Raw genomic sequence first — 21,191 nt, forward strand, 5'->3', positions numbered from 1 at the left:
TAAGGTGAATCCGCACAGGATCGCCCTACGGCAACAGCACTTGTCCTGAAGAAACTGGCTAGATACAGACAACACTGGCTGCGGGAACCTACACAGGCCCAAGCGCTATTGGAGCGAGCCTTGGAACTGGTTGAGCGCTTGGCCGGGCCAAACAGTCGTGGCGCTGCTTATACACTCACTGAGCTCGCAATGGCTCTTCGAGATCAAAACAATAGGCACAGGGCTCGTGAACTGGTTGAGCACTCCCTAGCGATTCTGGAAAAGATTAGCGGGCCCAATAGTCAGGACGCAGCTGCAAGCCTTACCAATCTCGCTGTGTTGTTGACGGAGATGGGATACCTATCGGAAGCGCGACCCCTTCTGGAGCGAGCCGTGTGGATCTGGGCGCGCCTTGGTGATGACAACCCGGATAAATCAGCTTGCTATATGCATTTTGCCTCATAGTATGAGGCGCAGGAAAATCTCGGCAAAGCCCGTGCTCTTGTTGAACATGCACTCGCGATTCGAAAGAAATTCCTTTGGCCAGATCGTCCAAACACTGCGGATAGTCTCATAAGCCTCGCATCAATACATAGAAGACAAGGTGATGTCCAGATAGCGCGTCCTTTTTATGAGCGCGCGCTGGATATCCAGGAGAAATTCTTTGGCCTACACCATCGCGAAACCAAAGCGACGCTATTGGAGCTCGAAGCGATGCTTCAGGGCAAGGAACCTATCCCTGACCAGTGAAGACGCATCCGCCCGCCGCTGAGCGCAAGTTGCATTCGCGAGCGGTCTGGCACAGAAACCGGCCCTTGCTTCAACGCTGGCTCCGTATTCGTTGGCGTCAACGCTGGTTCCCAGGCGATGTCCCGAATCTACCTACCCGCTGGAAGAGCTTGATCGCCGGGACTGCAAAAACCTTGGTGATTGGCCGGACCCCAGGGTCACTTCCAATTGAGCAGACGCCAAGTGGTCAGGCCGTCGGTGGAACGGCAGGCGTAGAAGCCGCCATGACCGAATCTCCAACAGCTATCCGCTGAGCCGGCTCGATGATCTGCGGCCCTCCACCGCGTAGCGCGACCATTGTCCGGGATAGTCTGTTACCGCGGAGTGGAGGAACCTGAGGATATGCGCCGTTGTCTTGTCGCAAAAATACTCCTCACTCGCTCTCATAACTGACGAAATCCGACCGCGAATCCGGCTGCTGGCCGCCTCCGGTCCGGTCGGCCTTCACCAGCGATGCGAACGGGGTGGCGGCAGCGGGAAGATACGAGCTGACGAATCGCCACAGGAACAGCCCGCGCCGGCGCACATGCCCGGCGATGAGATCCTCCAGCAGCTGCGGAAAATCGATCACCTGCGGTAACGGCGCGGTGGCGAAAAGGGCGGCACCTAAAGCGACCCCGCCGTCGTGCAGCGTTGCGAGGCCATAGGATGCGGCCGGTGGCGGCAGCACAGGTTCCGGCACAATGCCGAGGTCAACGCTGAGCGAAGGCTGCGTGGGGCTGTCCGGTATCTTCGAGACAACGATACGCAGCCGGTCACCCGGCGAGATGTTCGCTGGCGTATCGGCCAGCAGCGCCTGGTCGCGAACCTCGCGCAACCCCGGAATGGGAATTGCGTACGGCCTTTTGCCTCGCACGAAATAGCGAATTCCACTGGTGTTCGTGGCCGCGATGCCCAGCGTCCGTTCCGGCCCGCCGTCGCGCGGCACCACCTTGATGCTCAGCGCCCATGCTCCCTCCGGAGGCGCGGGGTTGGGGTCCGGCGTCTTCTCCTGTTTCCAGAATGCGAAATGGATCGTAGCGCCAGTGTCGTATTCGGCGCGATCGATCGCCAGCACGTGCGGCACATCCGCGATCGCGAGCTGGCCAGTTCTTGTAGGGCTGCCCAGCTCACGGTCGTAGGCGGGATCTCCAAAGCAGAGCGTGAACGGCATGAGGGGCAGCCAGCGCCGCTGCGCTGGAATATGGGGAAGATCGAAAACGATCGTCTTCGGCGGCCCGGAAATCAAGTCTTCGCGCTCCTCGTCCACGGGAGCCTCAGGGCGCCCGATCTCATCCGGAGCAAGTTCCTGGCCTCCGGAGGGCGCCGGATCGAACCTGGAATCAGCGTCTTTCGGCTCGAGCGGCACACCACAGCGAACGGCGAAACGGATTTGCGTGTCTGCGGATGCCTCACCCAGTGCCGTGGCAATCGCACGACGTGCCGCTTCGCGCGAAGTGGGCTCGGATATGATGAACTCCACGAGCAGGCGCCTGGCGTCTCCCTTTCCGGGCGATCCGCCCTGATCACCGATGGTCTCGCCCCAGATCATCCGGTTGAACCTCACCACAGTGCCCGCAACCTGCAGCGTGGCGACTGCCATGTGCTCGGTGACCGGATCTCTCTGTGGCGGTAGCAAGCCAACGCGTGCGAGTGCGATTCGCGCCGGTATGTCGCCAGGCACAGTGGCGGCGAGGCGGATCCTGCCGTCCCATGCTGACGAGAGCCAGCCAAAGCCTGGCGAGACGATGCTGAACGTCACACTGCGGGGATTGTACTGCCCGTCATCCGGATCTGACGTGCGGTCGAACCGCAAGACAATGGCCGGACCACTAACGAGTTTGAACGGCCTTAGATTTTTGCCATCCTTCTGGTCCCCGGCGATGAATGTCCGCCTTCGCAATGCGAGGTCCGGATCGTCCGGAAGCGCGGACGAACGCGGCGCACGCAGTTGTCGCACTATAAGCGGGCCGCGCGCGGCCGGACGTCCGAAGCGGGCAAATTCGGGATCGAACGCATTCTGCCGCCAGGTCAGCAGAATACCCTCGTGCTGCGTCATCGTCGCGCCCGGGCGTTGACCGGTCGTCGTGACCTCGATCTGGCCAGGTAGCAGAGGTGCAAGATGCGAAAACTCCAGATCGCCCTCGCCGTGGGGGATCCGCGACTGGTCGAACGCCTCTGCCAGCGACTCCGGCGTAGGCGCGCGCGCCCGGGGCGGCGCCAGAACGGCAAGCCGGTCCGGCGGCGAACGGAAATTGCTGGCCGCGCGTCGCCGGAAGGCAGTGCGCTGGCCCATTGCGATGAACGCGGCCTCGTCCATTTCCTCACGCAACTGCTGCTCCACCGGCGTGCCGTCTGCAGGTCCCCACGCCTGAGCGGACCAGGCGATACTGCGCACCCGGCCGGCCCAGGCGCGATCGTTGCGGCGGACTTCCTCGTCGCCGAGTCGGGCATGGGCGCGGGCGAGCTCTTCTGTGCGTTTCTCGTTAGGCCAGCCCAGCGCCGGCGAAGCGTGGATCGTGACCGCGCGCTCGCGCAGCACGATGGAAGGCTGCCCGACAAGACCCGGCGCGGCAGTTCTTGCGAACTCCCAGTCGACATGCGGTAACAGCGTCAGCGCATCGGTGATCGACATGCGTTCCACCTCATCGCCGGGGGCGGACTTCGCTTCGTGGATCGCTAGGTAGGACTGGTCAACACGCGCCAGCATCACGGCTCGCGGCGCGGCGCTGAGACTGAATGCACGCACCGCCGCCTCGGCGCGCTGGGGGCCTTGCACCGCGAGCGCCTCACTTGCCGGGTCAGACAGCCCGCTTGCCAGCGCAGAGGGAAGGATCTCGGCAGTGATCGTGTCCTCGTCCGCTACCAGAAGCGTGACAGCCGGCGGCAGAGATTCGACCGGTGCGCCGTCGGGTGGCCATGCGCTTACCGTGAACCGGATCTCCCGGCGCGGCAGATCATGGCTCGGCGCGACACAGCGCAGGCCTTGTCCGAACCGGCGCGGATCGGGCGCCTTCGCGAAGGATTTCGCGACCGTGGCGAGCGCCAGAAGCGTGCGCGGAAACAGCGGCCGTGCAAGCGGATTCGGAGGTTCGCTGGCGCTTCCCAGAAACGCCTGGTCGACCGCCATGGTAGCGGCCGCTTCTTCCCCGGGCTGAACGCCGATTGTTGCGGCGAAGCGTGCATCTACGAGGCTCTGTGTCCCGTCCTGCGCAGAGAAGGATCCGGGTGCCGGGCCGTCGAGCCGGCGCGGCGTCGCTGCCGCCGCGTCGTAGGCTGCAATTGTGTAATACCGGCTTGTCGTGTCGTCGACCTGCGGACATGCTGCAAGCGAACCGATGTCCGGCAGGTCATCAGCATTCGACTGCGCCCAGGGAAGAATCCACTGCGGCACAAACGAGACCCCGATCTCCGCGATGCGCAAGCCCGCCTGCTGCCTGTCGGTGACAGCCTCGGTCAGGCATGACCCGGTTAGGACAAGCGACTCCGGAACCTTGTCGGGGCTTCTGTCGTAGTCGTTGAAAATCTTCTGGAGGATAGGACGGGTCGGAAATCCTGCCTGGGCGAGCGCCCGGCGCACGACGCCAGCTATGCGTATGTCAGGTCCGTTGCCACCGTCGCGGTAACGCGACATGAACGCATAGGCCGCAGACTCGTCGGGCGCCCTGAATTCGTCCCCGGCCTCACGCACCAGCGCCTGCATGTCCATCAGGCAAAGCTGGTCGACCGACGTCCAGGCGAGCGGCGCGCGCGAGTCGCTTCCCGGCCATGTCTGGCTCTCGGCCGGCGTCAGCGCATGTTTGACCACAGCGCGGAAAAGCCACGGCTCGCGCAATGCGATCACACCCGCTTCGTCCAGCGCCAGAAGCGCAAGGGGCAGCTCATGAGCGCAGAGCCGCGGCTGCACCTCGTGAACAAGATCGAACATCTTCGTCCGCGTCATCGTAAGCGTGGTGGTCCAGTCTGGCTTTTTGCCGGGATCCGGATCAAATATCGCGTTGCCCACGATTGCGTCGCCGACCGGCCATGCGATTGTGCTCGTCTTCAACGCGCTGAAATCTGCATCGAGCCGCAGCGACGAACACCAGACCGGATCGCTGCCGGAACGCCCGACATGCCTGTGGCGGATCGCCTGGATCCGCTGTGCGGTCGCCGGGCCGGCAGCATCGAACGCGAACTCGATGAATGCCGAGCCGAGTTTTGCTACCGGCCATCCTGTCACCGCACCCGACGGCGTGCGCTTCAGAACGAACGCTATCGCGCCGCGCAGGCGGCCCGGCGGCAGCAGGAAGCCACGAAACAGGGTGGCACTCGCGGTCGTGTGGTCGAAATCCATCCGCATTACGATTACGCCTGCGTCATGGTCGATCTCTTCGGTCGCGAGCCCCTCCGTCGAGGACAACCCGAGCCAATCAATCGAACGCGACCCATAGTTGCGCACGAAAGCGAAAGGACTTGAGGCATCGTTCGCTCGCAACGGCGCGCGCAGCCGCGCGTCGTCCAGCGTTAGCTCCGGGGCGCCCACCTTAGGCCAGCGCAGCGAAAATTCCTTCATCTGTAGCGGACTGTCGCCCGGGTCACCCCTGCAGCTTGCGGCAATCGCGTCGGCAGCAAACGCCGCGTCGCGCAGGTCGAACTTGCAGGCCTGTCCGAACAGACGGGCCGTTAGGCTAGCAGACGAAATGTAAACGGCGCCGTTTTTTGCCGCCAGGACAAGGCCAAGCGTGATCGGCGCCGTCGAAGCGGGTACGATCTGCGCGTCGGCGCGGAACACGAGTTCGGCAGGCGACTGGAGGAACGGCTCGTCGGCATTATCGCCTATCGTCACCTGCACGATTGACCGGAAGCCGAATGTCCCCGCGGAATCGTCGAAAGACAGCAACACAAGATTCCCGGACGCGTAGGCATCTTCGGCTGCGAAGACCATCTCCCCGGGCTGTTCGGGAGTTGGCTCGGCGAGCTTCACCGAGGCCACCACCTGAAGCAGTACCGGCGTGCCGTCAGCGTTCATCTCGAACGCGACGAGGCGCAACGGGCGCGCCACCAGTGGTCCGGCGAGCGGGAATTCGAATTTGCCGAGGGCATCGGCGTCGACCGCACCGGCGTCAACCTTTGGATAGAAGCGCCATTCGTAGAGCGACTTTGCAATCCGGTTGCGGCTGATGGCTTCCGGATCGGAACCGAGCCCGGTTTCGATGCCGCCCGAGCGATCAAAAACGAGCCTGTCCCCGCCGGTGATCGGCAGGTCGCGGAACCAGAACCCGAGGCGGTTCGGCCCGACGGCGACTTCAATCGGTGTGCGCAACGTGGCGAGCGACAGACGCTGGTCACCGGGCGCCTTGCGGATCGAGATATCGCGCGAGGTGAACGCATCCGACGATGTGTTCGGATCAAGGGCGAGCGACAGGCCACGCGCGTCATGCAACTGGTCGGGCGCTGTTTCGCTTTCAGCAAGGGGTCTCGGCTGTGCCTTGAAGGACGACGGCGCGAAACCGTCGACCTTGATGTCCGGTTCCCCGCCCGTACCGGGGCGCAGACTGTCCCCGTCAATGACGAAGTTCGCCGTCAGGCCGCCAAGCGCCCTGCCGCCCGCATACCACTCCGAATCTCTGGTGGTGGTGCCAAGACAGTAAGCACCGAGATTGACGCCCTGGTCCGGCCGCGTAACCCTGAACGCAAATGTATCGGGCTTCCAGACATAGGGTTCGACCAGCCCATGTACCGAGGCTGTTGTCAGCTCTGTACCAGGGTCGTGCCACAGGGAGATCTTTCCGTCCTTGCTCTCGTCGAGCACGACGCGATCGGCTTCTGTGCGCGCGCGTGCGATGCGCCTCGCATTCTCGAACCAGAAGTCGGACAGCCGGCGCAGATCCAGCGCAGTCGGAGGCCGGTCCTGCGCCGGTGCGGCGTCCTGCTTTCTGGCCGGCACCACCTTCGGCTCGGGCGCCCTGGCGTTGGCGAACAGCTCATCGAGAAGTGGCAGGTCGAAGCGCAGCGATACGAGCATGCTGCTCGTGTCCAGCATCGAGGCGTTTGCCCGGAGCGTGAATTCAACACCCGGAAGCGTCAGCGACGCAAGCGCCACGCCGGCCTGCTCGCGCGGCGAGGACGGATAGGGATCGGCACCTGCCGCCAGCTGTGGTGGCCACGGCCAGCGCCAGCTCCCGTCGCCATTCACGCTTGTGCCCGCCGGAAGCGTCGCGCGCGGCAGGCGCTTGCCGTTGTCGAAACTCATGCCGAGCTGGCCAGTGCGCGCCACCTGTGTCGGCACCAGTTCGCGCGTCGCCGAAGGGTGCAGGGCGCTTTCAGCCGTGCGGGTCATTGCCACCGACGACACCAGCGCGAGTGCATCGTGCGCACCCCACACCAGAAGTGGCGGTCCCCCGTCAGGCCTCGCCACGACCGGCAGCGAAAACGTTACATTGCCAAGCATGCCTGCATCAACTCTGTCAACGTCGACGCTCCAGCCGGGCGTGTCGCGTCCTCCGAATATGATAGGAATGCTGTCGAGCGCCGCCGGACCCGCGTCGCGGGGAGGAAGAATCTCGATCGGAGACGGGCTGGCTTCACCGGCCCACAACAGGCCATCAAGCACGCCGAACGCATCCGTGATGTTCACCGCAATGGTGCGCGGCGTCGCACTGTCCTGCGGCTTCGTCCATCTGACTACGATCGATACGCCGGAAGCCGCGGCGATCAGCAGGCCGGGCAGATCGGTGCCATCGGGTTGTGTGCCGGTCTTGAGCGGCACGTCGATACGCAGGAAGCCGGCGAATGCTGACAGATTCGTCGAGGCCCGGGACGGTTTCGGAGCGTCCGGCATCGGCGCATCGGGAAGGGGGATCTGCACCCAGCCGCGGTCAAGTGCAATGAAAGCATAGGGAGGCCGCGCCTTTTCGGCGATCGCGCCCGAACTTCCCCAGACCGCGGACAGTCGCTCAACGAGCGCTTCCACCGCTGCTGTGCCTGCAAACGGCTGCAGCGTCACGGCATCGGGATTGCCACCCGGAATCCGGGCCGCAGGCGGCGGTTCGCTCCATGACAGAGCGACAGCCGGCCCGGTCGCCGGTGCGGCTGTATCGTTCGGCATCGACATGATGGTCAATTCGGCCGGCGCGCCCGGCGCGCGGGCGGACAGCCGCGCGATGTGTCGAACCATTTCCGCGACGCCCGGCTCGCCTCCCGTCGGGTCGGTGCGTGTGAGCACCTTCACCCCGATGCCTTCCTCGCGCAGCAGCACTTCGGGGATGACATCGGCCGTGCCGCAGCTGTAGCTCCTCAGACCCTTGTCGAACGCGAGCGGCCAGGACAGCGGCGGGACACCGCGAGAGTCAATCTGCAGAACGATACTTCCGCCGCGCGCCACAAGATCACGCGACATCCACGCGAGCCCTCCTGCCAGGATGCCGAGGCTTTTCTCCGATCCTCCGACGAGATCAAGTCGCATCTCGGTCTGGTTCACGCGCTGCACCGCTACGAGCCGCAGGCGCACGTCGAGCAGCGACTTTTCGGTCGCGAACGGATCCGGCACCCAGGCATCGAACTCCACACCCTCGGGTACCAGTTCGAAAATGACGGCCCGCGCCTTCTTCGGCGGTGAGCCGAAACCGTCGCGCGTCTCCGTCGTGTCGATCTGCAGACAGCCGAAGACAGTCACGCGCCGCCCTTCGAGCGGCGTCCAGTCCATCGATAGCCTGGTCGAGAGCTCGCCGGTACCGTGGAGAGCCGGATCCGCACAGGCGACGGGTATTGCGCCTGCGGTAGCGCGCAAATTCGGAGCGTCCAGCTGGAAAACGTTGTCTTTGCCGGTTCTCCGGAAAGCATTGTCGGGCCAGGCTGCGCCCGGCGCGACGTGTAATTCGCAATAGCGGCTCTCGCCGTCGAGCGCCACCGGGTTGAATTCGGCCGAGAGAATCCCGACGACCGGCTCGCTGTCGGAATCGCCAAGTTTGTGCGCAGTCGCAGCAGCTGTCAGCAGCAGCGGCTCGTGAAACCGTGCAGTCGTTCTGTTACCTGGCGCCGTCTCGCCTACGATCGTGGCGTCGGACGGTTGCGCAGTCTGTGCGAGCAGCCGGATCGAGTGATTGCGAATGAGCGGACCTTCGCCGCCTGCCTGGAACGGATGCCCGAGATTGAGCTGTGCCTGCCAGACCCGCGACGCGCTGCCGATATCGGGGCCTTCGACTACAATGCGCCGGAAGGAAATCATTGGCATGGCAAAGCCTCTCCCTGCGCGCGAACGATTGCATCCTCGTCGGGATTCGCGGTCCCGCGGAACACCTTGAGGCCGGGGGTGCGTCCGGCTCCGAATATCTGCCCGCTCATCGCATCGTCTGCGAAGGCCAGCAGTGCACTGCGCATCGTTTCGTCCGTAACGGCTGTCGAGATCGCCGCCATGATGGTTTCGCGTTCTGCGTCAACAGGCGGCAAGCGCAGCAGCAGCGAGATCGCCTGCCACGTGGATTCGTCGTTCGCCCCGACGGCTGCGAGCGCAGTTGTCACCGTGCTGCTGACCAGCGCATCACACGGGAAGTGCACCAGCGCGCTCGCGCCGCCGTCCTCGAGTGCACCGAGATCGGCGGTCGTTGCGGCGGTAAAGGGCGCTGCCTCCACGGCGGCGATGAGCGCGGTTACCGCGCCCCAAGGTGTTTTCCCGGTCGTGTTGATCGGGACCGCGGCGATCACGTCGGCACATGGAGGGAGCAGTCGCGCGGCCTGTTGGGCAAGGCCAACCTTCAGGGCCTCGGGCGCCAGATCCTTGCGCACCGGACTCGCGTAAGGCGGGAAATCGAGGAAGCGGTTTCCCGGCTCGGCTTCTTTGTGCGCCGCCGTGAGGCGACGCATTTCACGGCGGAGCGCACCGCACACGCCGCTTGCGAATAGCTCCTGCGGATACCCGGTCGCGGTTTTCACCGTGACCAGCGCTCGCAGCTTCTCGCGCTCCGCAATACCGGCATCCACGGGGACAAGCCAGTCGCCGATCGCGGTATGCTCGAACGTTACCGCAGCTGGCCGTCCCTCCGCGATGCGCGGAAGCCCCCATTGGAACGTCGCAACCGACAGGCTCGCCGGCGGCAGTGATTTCCCGTCGGTGTCGACCCACTTCTGCAGAAAATCCAGGATTTCCCTGGCAGCAGGATCTGCCGCATAGGGTGCATAGGCATCGCGCCACACCGTGACATCGGTCTTGAACTGTGCGAAGGCCGCCGCTTTGGTGCTGGCAACCGGCGTCACCGTCACTGTCACGGCGGTCCGCGGTGCGAGCTTGGTCCAGAACGCATCCACGGCGAAAGCATCCTGATGCAGTTCGAAAAGCGTCAGCGGACTGACACCGTTCACCTGATCAATTGCCGGCACAAAGGATTCCGCCTGCAGGGCATCATGCTGCTGCACCCGTGCCGCGACACCAAGCTGCCACCACACGTTCTGCTTTTCACAGCGGGTGGGGTTCCCGGTCGTGGCCGTGCCCGATTCGAACAGCGGCCCGATGATGTTCGCAAGATAACCGGAACGCGATGTGGCAGGATCGGCACCTTCGTCGCGCTGCTGGCCAATCAGGTCGAGCTCCGGGGAGGCTGACGACAGGCCAGCGCTGTCGGCCGCGACTGCCCTGATTTCGTAACGGACGAGCGGATCGGGCAGCGTGAAAACTTCCGGCACCGCATCCCTGGCCAGCCAGACCGGCAGCGTCTCCGGTGGCATTTCGTCGACAAAGCGCACCAGTGGCAACCGGAATGTCGCGAAGATGCCGCTCTCCTTTCCGTCCTGCACATCCTTGCGCAGCACCGACCAGGTGGGAGGCGGCGTCTTTTCATCAAACAGGGGCTGTTTCCACGGTAAATGGAGGTCGTAGTGGCCTTCCTCGACAGTCGCGATCACCGGTTCCGACACCACGACGCCCGCGGAAGCGAACGCTGCTGCATGGACGCGGAAGAAGAACGGCAGCGCCTCGGTGCGCAGCGCGAGCGTACCCTGCCAGCCGTCAGCATGGCGCCCGGGATCCGCAGCCAGTCCGCCGAAACTGTCACCGCCCGTGATCAGTGCGACCGGTGCCGGTCGCCAGTCCCAATTGCCGAATGCCGCGAGAGGGTTGATCCCCGGATACAGATCGTTTGCCCAACGCTGCATGCCGAATTCGCGCCAGAAGCCGACCGACACTGTCTCGAACGACAGGGCGCCCTCAACGGTGACGTTGGCCTCCGAAAGGATCTCTTCCGGGTGCCGCTTGTAGATGAACTCCAGCACGCGCCGGGGTAACTGGCCAGGCTGCCGGATCTCGATACGCCTGGCGGCAACCAGCACGGGCGGTGCCACCGGCTCCGTGCGAGGAATGACAACGTCGAACAGACGCTGGCTCCAGCTCTCTTCGAAGCGCTTCTGGACATCATCGAAACTTGCAAGCCCGTCGCTCCATGCGCCGGACAACTGCGGCACGCGGGGGCTGCCTTCCGCGTCCGCCCCCCGCAGCGCGTCGACGAAGCCCTCATACCGGCCGAACGGCCTCACTGCGTAACGCTTCAGCCGACGCCTGCGGTCGTCATGTGTGAAAAGCACATCCATCGTGCCATCGTCCTGCACGGCGACCCGCCATGGGTCGGGCCGGGTCACCTCGGCAAGCGAGAAGTGAATATCACGCGGAGGCTGCTGCCCAGGCCCGTGATCGATGAAGCGCCGCGTCCAGTCCGGAATACGCGCCATCAGCGCGGCTTCGGCCTCGCGGTCCGGCCAGCCATCGGGCCAGCGCCGCTTCGCATAACGGCCCAGCGTTGTAGTCGCTTCCCTGATCGACGCGTGCGAACCCGCCAGCGCAACCCAGCGCTCGCCCGCCATGTCGCCGAACCGGCCGAATGGCTCCGCATCGACCATGCTGGCAGGATGCGAAATTATCTCCACTTCCCGTGAACCGTCGCCGGCGACCCACGCCTCGCCAATAGCTTCCGCGTCTCCATCCGACAGGGTCACACGCACCAGCGCCACCACCTCGCCGGGGCGCGCATGAGTGATATCGATCGTGAGCGTCGACTGATCGCCCCCGTGATCCGTCAATTTGCCGTTCAGCTCTTTTCTGCCGTCATTGTCATCCGGAACGTAGTTCGACAGCGTCGCCGACGGCGGCCTGGCAAGCCGCGTCGTCAGATCGAGGACGTCGGCGATCGCTATCGCACCACCCGTGACTGCAGATTTGACATCGATCTCGAGATTGGCCGCCGTGTTTTCCTTCCTGCTCTTGCGGATAGCGAAATACGCAACCGCCTTTTTGACTGCGGTACCCTCGCCTGCGTATGTCCGCCACCGGTCCACCACCGGGCGCAGTGAAATCTGCGTCAGCGCCAGGGCGTCGTGCAGCAGCACGTCGCCCACATCTTGATCCGACACGCCGGGGGTTCCGCCGTCGAACGAGGAAAGCTTCATGGTGCCGCCAGCGCGCGTAACCACATCGACGAATGGCGCACCGAGTGGCAAGTCCTCGTACCACGCGAGCGCCTTCGCCAGCGCCGCCTTCATGAGCATCAGCGTGTCCGCCGGCTTCGCGTAGTCGCGCGTCTCGGTGTCGTAAAGCCGCAATCCCATGCCAAGGCCGAGCGTGCGCAGGATGCCCCATCCGTACGGGTCGCGTTCCGCCGGGGTCTCGTCGAACCACGCGACGACGTCGGCAGCACCAGTCTTCGGCAATGGCTCGAGCACCGGTTCGTAGCGGCGATAGAGCGAAGCATCGAGATCAAGCGCAATCGAGCGGATTTCGATGGCCAGCAAGACCTGAATTGGTTCCGGCTGGACGGGCGGAATACCGGTTGATGCCAGATCGCAGCGCAACCGCAGCCGCACGCTATCGTACCTGGCTGGCGTCTCGCTGAAATCCGTCTCCAGATCCTTGCGCGCCTTCGCCGCGAGCGTGGTGGTGAGCCGCTCCTTAGCGGTTTTTAACATCTCGAACTGCTTTTGCCCCTTCTGGATCGCCTGCGGGAATTCCAGTCGCAGGGATGTCTGCTTCTCGCCGCCGGCCCGGAATTCGAGCACAGGCTGCGGCAACCCGGCGGGCCACCCTTCAAGCGCGAACTCGATGGCGGTGCATTGCGCGAGTTTGTCTGCGTCGAGCGCAGCATCAAACGCGTCCTGCCTGGGGATTATCAGCCGTGGGAACGCGCTCCCTGACATGGTTTCGTACCGTGCCCAGTCAATGGCGTCGGCAAGAACCGGATGTAGCACAGGATCGAGGTCGACCTGCCACTCGGCGTTCGCAAGCATGGCACCGGGAGGGGCGCCGCCGTCCGGAATCATTCGTGCCGCGACGGAAACGCGAGCGGTGCGGAATGCTGCCGGATTCGCTTCGAACTGCATTCTGGTCTTGTCGCCGTTGAAGTCCCAGGTCAGATCCTGCAGCAGCGCGCGCAGGTCTTTTACGTTCCACTTTCTGTCGCCGGCTAACTTGAATAGGTTGGCTGAACTGTCCTGATTTCTCGAAATCTCATACGGACCTTCCTGCAGAGGTCTGACATCGTGCAGCGTTTCACCGACGCTCAGGCTCGCCTCGATGTGTGTGGGCCGTCCATTTGACAGGAGTTCGGTGAGGATCGACTCGTCGACATTGATCGACAGCGAGCTCCGCAACACTCGCTCGGGCCAGACCACATAGGACTCGGCGGGAGAATACCAGGCGGCGCGCCGTCCGGTAAGCTTCCCCTGCAGCCTGCGCGTCTCGCTCGGATAATGTGCTTCGACCTTGGCGAAGTCAGCAATTTCGGCGGGATCAAGTTTCGCCAGTGAAGCCGGCATCGCCTGAACGCGTGCAATATGCCTGGCCGGCAGCCGCGCGAAGAGAAGGACGATGGGATCGTTATTGGCGAAAGGCCTGAGCCCGCTCGCGTCGGTGCACACAAGGACAAGCTTGCGATAGCCCTGGGCCCTGACAGCCGAGGTGAGGTCGAAAGCCATCCATCGCGACGCATCGGTGGCCTTGACGAGGCGAAGCTGCCCTTTCAGCCGCTCGGATGACTCATCGAGCTGGTCCAGCATCAATGAGCAGTCGGTCCCAGCGGTGTCGCGCACGTCGACATAGAGTTCGGTGGCCAGCGACTGATCTGCGTTGTTCAGCCTGAGCATTCCGCTACCGGGACCTGCATCCGCCGGCGAGCCGCTGAACTTGTAGGCTATCGCCACAGCGACCGGGGCCGTGGTTGCGCCTTCGACCTCACCGGCGGCATCGACCTCAAACAGGTCAAACCCGCCGAAGAACCTTGCGAGGCGTTTTGCGCCCTTCTTTCCCGCGTTCGGATCATCCGCTGCCGGTCGCCCGTTCCAGCGCACGCGGGTGGCGACGCGTCGCGCGCCGTCGCGCAGCAGCACGAGACCGGGTTTGCCGGCGGCTGGTGCAATCAGCGTGTCAAGCAGCCCCTCTACCGGCGGATGCCACACCAGCACGCGTCCGGCCTCGCCGCCGAGATCATCGAAAACGAGCGGCGCAGCATCGATGGTGACCGGGTGCTCGAAAATCTCGACCGGGGCTGCGATCGGCGGCAGCTTGATGAAGGTCGGCACATTCGGCTCGCGCGGATCGACCATCAGTGTAATGTCGACCGGGCACCAGGGCGCGGATGTCTCGCGACGCCCGGAATCTGGCTTCGGCCGGATCGCGAACCGCACGCCAACCGCGCCGGTGGCGGCGCGCTGGTCCCCGGACACATCGACTCCGATTGCCCGGAAAAAGCTGGCGATGTCTGCCGCAGAGGGATTCAGCCCGGTGGCACTCAGACGATAGGCGGTGCCATCAGCAAGCGGCAGCGCGTCATCGAATGCCGGAATCCTGTTCTTTGTCCCGGGCCCGTCCGGTCTCGTCCTGGGGAGCGTGAGTTCAAAGTCGACGTCCGACACCTGCCGCACCGCGAAATCGCCGGCAGACGGGCGCGCACGCGCGTCGGTGACCGCATCGCTTCCATAGAGCCCGGTCGGCACGCTCCGTTCCGTTCTCACCCGCAGGTAATAGACCCGGTCACCCTCGATATCCGGACGGTCTGCCGTTGGCAGGTTGCTCGCGGGATCTTTTCCGTCGTCGAGGCCGAGCATCACCGACGGTATCGCGGCGCTCGCGTCCATGTCGCGGATCTGGCCATTCGGCCACCTGTATTCAAAATGCAGTACGGCGCGACGCACGCCGGCGCGCGGCTTACCCGACTTTGTGACAACGAGTTCCAGCGGCGCCGGAGCCCCGTCGGTACCGGCAGTGTCGACTGGCACGACAACGTACCGCACGCTTCCGATGACCGTGCTGGACCCCTCACCCGGCAGGATCGCGGCACGCACATCGGGCGGCAGATCAGACAGATCATCGACGAACTGTGCGTTCGGCCGCAGGAAGCGCCACACGAACTGAGCGCTGACCGGGTCGCGGACGAGGCGCATCGGCGCTGCGGCCTTCACCGTGACCCGCCGGGCCGGATAAGGCGCCAGGATGGCACCTGGCATCGTCACGAGCCGTTCAATACGGTAGTGCTTCAGATCGAACTCCGGATCGTTCCAGATGCCGTTTGAACGGCCGAACGCTGGCTCGAGATCCCAGTCCAGCCGGATGCCGGTACGCGTCGCCTCGACCACTGGCTCGGCGAGCTTCGGTCCGCTCTCGCGGAACATGCGCTCGGGCGCGTTGAAGAGATGAACTGGCTGAGCGACGGAATCCGGCGTGGCCAGTTCGAATCTTGCCGGGTGCGGCAGGTTCAGATCGCCATTTGCGTCATAGTCAAACAGGTCTTTCACCTGTGTCCTTGTGACGACAAAGGCGACACCGAGCGCCCGAATGTCGAGTCCGGGTTCGGCCACCTCGACACCCCATGCCGCCTCGCCGCCCGCCGCCAGTCTGGCGGCGGATTCGCAAAGCGATGCGATCACCGATGAACGTCGCTCCTCGATGTCATTCGCGGCGCGGTCCTCCGGTTTCAGCGCGATCTGGTCCCGACCCGCCTCGGCCAGGATCTGGGCAGCTGCTTCGCGCACTTCCGGCAGACGCTCGGACCCGGCTTTGACCTCCCTTGCAACAGGCTCGCGCAAGTCGCTGATCTTGTCCCCGAGGCGCACGAAGCATTGACCAAGGAGCCGGCCCAGTGAAAGCGACTCCTTTCCGGACTGAACCGCGACGCACCCGACATCGTAGGAAATATCGACCGGCGTGCTGTCGCCGAACAGCACGTCGCGAAACGTCAGATTGTCGGTACCTCTGCGCGACTCGAGCTTCTTGACCGCGACTGTAGCGGTCAGGGCTCCCTTCCTGACACTCAACGACGGGGGTACAGGACCACCTGGTTCGAACACGGAGGGCGGCGCAAAGAATGTACCGAGCGGCTGGCCATCCGCTCCGTATCTGGGAAGAACGCCGTCAGTCTCTGAATAGTCGCGCGGCACAAACACCATCAGGAACCGTTCGGCATCTCCCTTCGCGGCTTCGCCTGCGACCGGGAACAGCATCGCCCAGTAGCCGCTTGGCTGCAGCTGACGGCCCCGCACAACCGTGGGCGGAGCACCGGGTTGCGTTACTTCGGATACGTCATCGTGCCTGTCGAGCGAGTGGTCGAGAACCCGGTCGGCGTCGCGGGACGCCGGGCCGCGTGGCTGTTCCGGTGCCGGTGGCGCGACACCCTGCTCGGCATCAGGTGTGGCAACCGTCAGCCCAAGCGACAGGAAGCGCTCGACGCGGCTGCGCGCCGTATTGAGCGCGCTCTCGTTGAATCCGAAGCCGATGCCGAGACGAACAGACCGGCCGAAAGCCCCGACCCCGACCGACGCAGAGGCGCGTCCGGCGAGAGAGTTCGGCGACACAGCAACCTCGAGCGCAATCGAGATGGTGAGCGAGAGCGAGAAGCCTACCTCGAGATGGATGTCGGTGAAGCCGACCGAGAATTCGAGCCAGACCCTCACCTGCAGGGAAATTGAAACGTCAAACGCGAGCGATCCGTAGAAAAGCGTGTCACTGAACCGCTTGATCGACAGATAGGCGATGAACTTCGCGTCGATCGAGAAATCTGCGCGTGCCACGATCGAGGCGCCGAACGAGCGCCCGCCGATCGAGCCGCCGATCTGCGCAAAGCCCTTGGCGCGGAACGCAATGCCATAGAGGATCGCCTGATCCTCTATGCGGTTGACCAGGCCGCCCTGGCAGACGATCCGGAAGTTGCTACCGCGCTCGAACGTGAAGCCAAGTTCGTAGGGCCAGCCGAATTCCTGATGGAACAGTCCGGGCCGGATGTATGTGGTTGCCGACCAGCGCACCGCCTTCATCGCCTGCACAAGCGGCGCCGGCAATTCGGGGTGTTTGCCTTCAACGTCACCGGTGCCATCGGCGATCAGCCGGCCGAGGAATTCCTTGCGCGGCACCGACAGGTACACATAACCGCGCAGGGTCGGATTGGTGCGCCATGCGTCTGCGGTGGCGCTCGAATCGTGCCAGTCGGCGTAGTTGCGCGCGATCCATACGCGCGCGTTCATGAAGAACGTCATGTCGCTGCGCAGTGCCGCAACGATGTCAAACAGGACCGGATTGGCGAGATCCTTCTCGCCGCTAGCATTGTAGTCGGTCTCACCTGACGCGCTCGAAATGCTGATCAGCCCGCGAAGCGCGAGAGTGAGGCGGTTGCCCTCTGCTTCCGGCTCCCACGCCGTGACTGTCGCAAGCTCACCCTGGTATTTCGAGATGTCGTCGAGAACCTGGATCAGCTCCTTGACGTTGTGCACCTGATCCGCGCGGTTGAATGCGGCGAGCGTGTAGCGGAAGCCGAAGCCGAAGCCGACTTCGCGCAGGTAGATCGGCCCGAGCGGCGTGGGGATCTCGATCGATAGCTCTCCCGCCTGGCCGTACAGGAAAAACGCCTGACGCACCTCCCCGCCCGGCTTCTTCTGAAGCTCGAGGAAGCCCATGGAGGCGGCCATCTGGCCCCAGCCCTTGATGGTGAGTTTGCCTGAAGCCAGGAAGCCGTGTGCGGTGACGTCCGCCGGCAATGCGCCGGGCTTGAACAGGGTGGGCAGCTTATCGTCGACTGCGATCGCCGTGCCTTCGATCGACGCGGCGCCGCCGAAGCGCACCCCGACCGTCAGACCATCGAAGCGCACCTGCGGGCGCCAGTCGCCGTCTGGCGGCGGCGCGATCCAGAGCTTGTGGAAGTCGAACCGTGGACTGACAATGTCGCCTGCCTCGACGAAGTTGACCTGGCCCGATATCGACATTGCCGGCTTGCCGCCAAAGGCGGGCGACGCCGGATGGAAACCGATGCCGCGCAGCTCGAACGTGAACAGGTTGAAAAAGTTGATCCGCTTTTTCGGCTCTACCGCGACCTGGAATTCGATCGCCCGCATCAGCATTGATGCGTCCCGCGCGAGCGGAGCCTTGTCGAGGGTGATCGTAAGGCCACCGAAATTTTTCAGCAGGCCATCGGTAAACTCGCCGGAGCGTGGCCTGAATTCCGCTGTGCCGGTCAGCGTGAAATAGAAGTGATATCCGGCACCTTCGACCGAAAAATCATGAAACTGGAACCCGATCGCCGAGAGCGTCAGGGTGAAGCGCGTGCCGTGGCAGACGATCGGATCGCTCGACTTGTCGAGGGCCGCCTCGGCACTCTGGACGATCAGCGAGCCGTCTTTGCCGTGTCCCATGGAGATCGAGATCGTGGCATTTGCCTCGCCGACGAGCTCCGGCGGCAGCTGCCCTGAACCTTTGATCGAGAACGCCTGGATCTCGCTGTTCCTGATCGACAGTCCGCCGCTGTCGAACCGGAATGGCATGTCAACGCCAGCAAGCTGCACCGGCGTATCAGGGTCGACCCGGGCACCAAGATCAAGCCCGCTACGCGAAAGGCCGAACTCGTCGACGCGGAACACGATGCCTCGTCCGCCGCTTGCGACCTTGCCGTAGGCGAGGTCAAGACGAGCATTGTCGGCCAGAGACAGCCGCACGTCGCCCTTCGAAAAGTCGAGCTTGTAGAAGCCGTACCCGGTTTGACCGCTCGGGACCTTCTCAACGATCCTGCCGGTAAGCCCGAAGATGTCGAAGTCGTTCTTGTCGGCCTGACCCTTGATCTCGATCGTCTCTGGACCGGCAAAACGGACGTCGAGCGTTTTCAGGTTCAGCGTGACTTCGAGCGGGAACTGGACCTTTGTGGTCTTGATGTTCAGCTCGGCGTCGAGCGGCAAGACCACCACGCCGCTGGTGCCCTTCTTTGGCGTACCCGGTTTGACCGAGATGTACTGGCTGAGATTGTCGAGAAAGCTCGGCCCCGCAGTTCCCCTGGATGATTGCAGGAAAGGCAGCAGGCGCTCAGCGGCACCGGGCGCAATCTGCCCTTCGGCGTCGATGTCGTTTGCCCAGTCGACCGGGTGGTACGAAATCGACCCGCTGACGCTCGCGATGCTGACCGCATTCTCTACCAGAGGCGTGACAGTTGCCTCCATCCTCTCGAAGAACGACGCCTTGCCAGCACAGAACCGGAAAACCACTAAGGGCTGGGCGGTCTTGAGCGTGGCAGAAACCTGTATCAGCCGTTTGTCGGCGCGCCTGCCGTCCCCGTCGGTATCTCGCACAGATTCGATGCCTGCCTCGCGCGACAGCCAGAGATCGGTTCCAAGCGTGAACGGGGTGCCGGCCTGGCCCTGAAGCGCTACTAGCGCTACGCTTGCCAGGCCATCAAGGTCGATGACAAGCGACGGCCGCCAGTCGAGCGGTACGGCGACTTCCAGGCCGAGTGCTTCGCCTCTGAAATCTGCGTTCGGCGACGCCTTCCACGCAGGTGAAACGAGTATCTGGCGTACCGCAAAGGTACGTGAATCAAGCCGCACCTCGACTGCAACGTGTGGTTCACCCGCGGTGAGACCCGCCAGTGCGTCGCGAATGAACCGCACCAGTTTCTCGAGACCCTGGCCGACGGCCTCGGCGATGCCAAGCAACACATCCACCGCGCTGGTTGCCTGGCGCGCCAGCCACTTCACCGCAGCACCTGCCATCGCCGCAATGCGTTCGAGCACCGCGAGCAGGCCGGTCTCCGGCACGCCCGGCTTGGGCAGGCGGATCGCGCCGATCAGCCGGATCAGCGCCTGTCCGGCATCGGCGGCTTCGCGCACCGCGAGCGCGACCAGCGCGACCGGATAAGGCTCGACGATTTCGAGCGCCGTCAGCTTGCCGTGCGATTCTCCCGTGGTTGAGTCGTAGGTCTGCTCGTAGGCCGCATGCAGCGCGAGCAGCAGCGCCGGATCGCTCTTGGCACGGACCAGCACGCGCGGCAGATCGAGGCTTGCGACAATGTCGGCGCCCGCCGCCTGCGGGAGGATGAGATCGATGGCGATCCTGATCCTGAGTCTACCCGGATCGATCTCGACCGTGAACGGCAATGCATCTGGCTGATCGATCGTCTTTCCGGGCAGATCGATCGTCAGGTTGGTGGACTTGATCGTGCCCGCAACCGTCAACGCGGCGCCGGTCACCAGATCAATCCTGAAGTCCGTGATGCCGGCGATATTCTGGGCAATAGGGACTCCCCCAGCGTCCCTGGTATCGCACACGAGATCGCCCTGCCCGACCTTGCCTGTCGCGATCATCAGCCGGTTTTGCGCACCAATCCCGAATGCGATCTCCGGCGGTTGTGTCCAGTTGACGTGAAGCGGCTGATCGAGGTCGCCGAATTTTGGTATCGGGAGGTCAAAGCGGAGCAGCGTCGCAAGACACCTGACGTCCAGCCTGGCCCAATCGAGAGACGGCCACTCGATCTTCGGCCAACGGAAATCGAACGCAGGTACCCTGATGCCCGCCGGCGCGTCGACAGAAAGCGACGGGATCGCGTTGATCAGCCCGCCCCGTGTGACCACAACGTCAAGCCGCATGGCCGCGCCGCAAACGGTGCCAGCAAAGTCTACCGTGCCTGAGGCACTGAGCGTGGCTGTGAGGATCGCAACGTCGTCCGCAGGTTTCGGAGTGAGTGCCGGATCGAGCAGGACAAGGTCAACCGACAGACGCGCCGTCGCCGTCGCTCCTGCGAATCCGACGCCGTCGATCCCCAGAAAGCCGCCAGCCTGCGCGGCAAGGTCAATCGAGCTGCTGGCAAGTGTCTCGCGCAGGGCATCTCGCGCCTTCTCCATTGCGGCCGCTGCCGCCAAACTGGCTGCGTCCCGGAAATCCCTGATGTCCTTCTGGATTTCGGTCCAGGTCTTGAGCCGCCCGTCCTTGACGAAATCTGACGGCAGAACGAATGGGGCATTGATCCTGAATTCGGCCGGCCCGTAGGCAGTGCCCCCACTGTCGCGCGCCGACAGCGTGATCGCCTCGACGTTCCGGGTGCCGTCGTTAATACGCGCGGCAACACTGACGGCGAAGGTGGCGTTCGCGGCGGAATAAAGCTGGATGACCCCCATGCCCGTCAACCACCCCAAGTAAAAGCGTCATGCGCTTTTTGATTGTCTTTTAGCATGAAAGCATATTT

General features: G+C 63.9%; 4 protein-coding genes. 2 read left to right on the top strand and 2 right to left on the bottom strand.

The annotated features are described in order from the left end of the window. Positions 1 to 78 precede the first annotated feature (78 nt). Complete coding sequence (locus DBIPINDM_RS43620) at positions 79 to 444, top strand: tetratricopeptide repeat protein (protein ID WP_416361780.1); 366 nt, start codon at positions 79 to 81, stop codon at positions 442 to 444. Positions 445 to 501: 57 nt separating this feature from the next. Continuing rightward, positions 502 to 729, top strand: a complete 228-nt coding sequence (locus tag DBIPINDM_RS43625) for a tetratricopeptide repeat protein (RefSeq protein WP_416361781.1) — start codon at positions 502 to 504, stop codon at positions 727 to 729. A gap of 412 nt (positions 730 to 1,141) precedes the next feature. Here DBIPINDM_RS43625 and DBIPINDM_RS14055 read toward each other — a convergent pair whose 3' ends face one another. Then, positions 1,142 to 8,962 carry a hypothetical protein gene (locus DBIPINDM_RS14055; protein ID WP_258587821.1) on the bottom strand — a complete coding sequence of 2,607 codons (7,821 nt, stop codon included), beginning with the start codon at positions 8,960 to 8,962 and terminating at the stop codon, positions 1,142 to 1,144. Then, positions 8,953 to 21,123, bottom strand: a complete 12,171-nt coding sequence (locus tag DBIPINDM_RS14060; RefSeq protein WP_258587822.1) for a hypothetical protein — start codon at positions 21,121 to 21,123, stop codon at positions 8,953 to 8,955. The genes DBIPINDM_RS14055 and DBIPINDM_RS14060 overlap by 10 nt, the downstream gene beginning before the upstream one ends. Positions 21,124 to 21,191: the final 68 nt, after the last annotated feature.

It is taken from the genome of Mesorhizobium sp. AR02 (assembly GCF_024746835.1).
GTDB lineage: Bacteria > Pseudomonadota > Alphaproteobacteria > Rhizobiales > Rhizobiaceae > Mesorhizobium.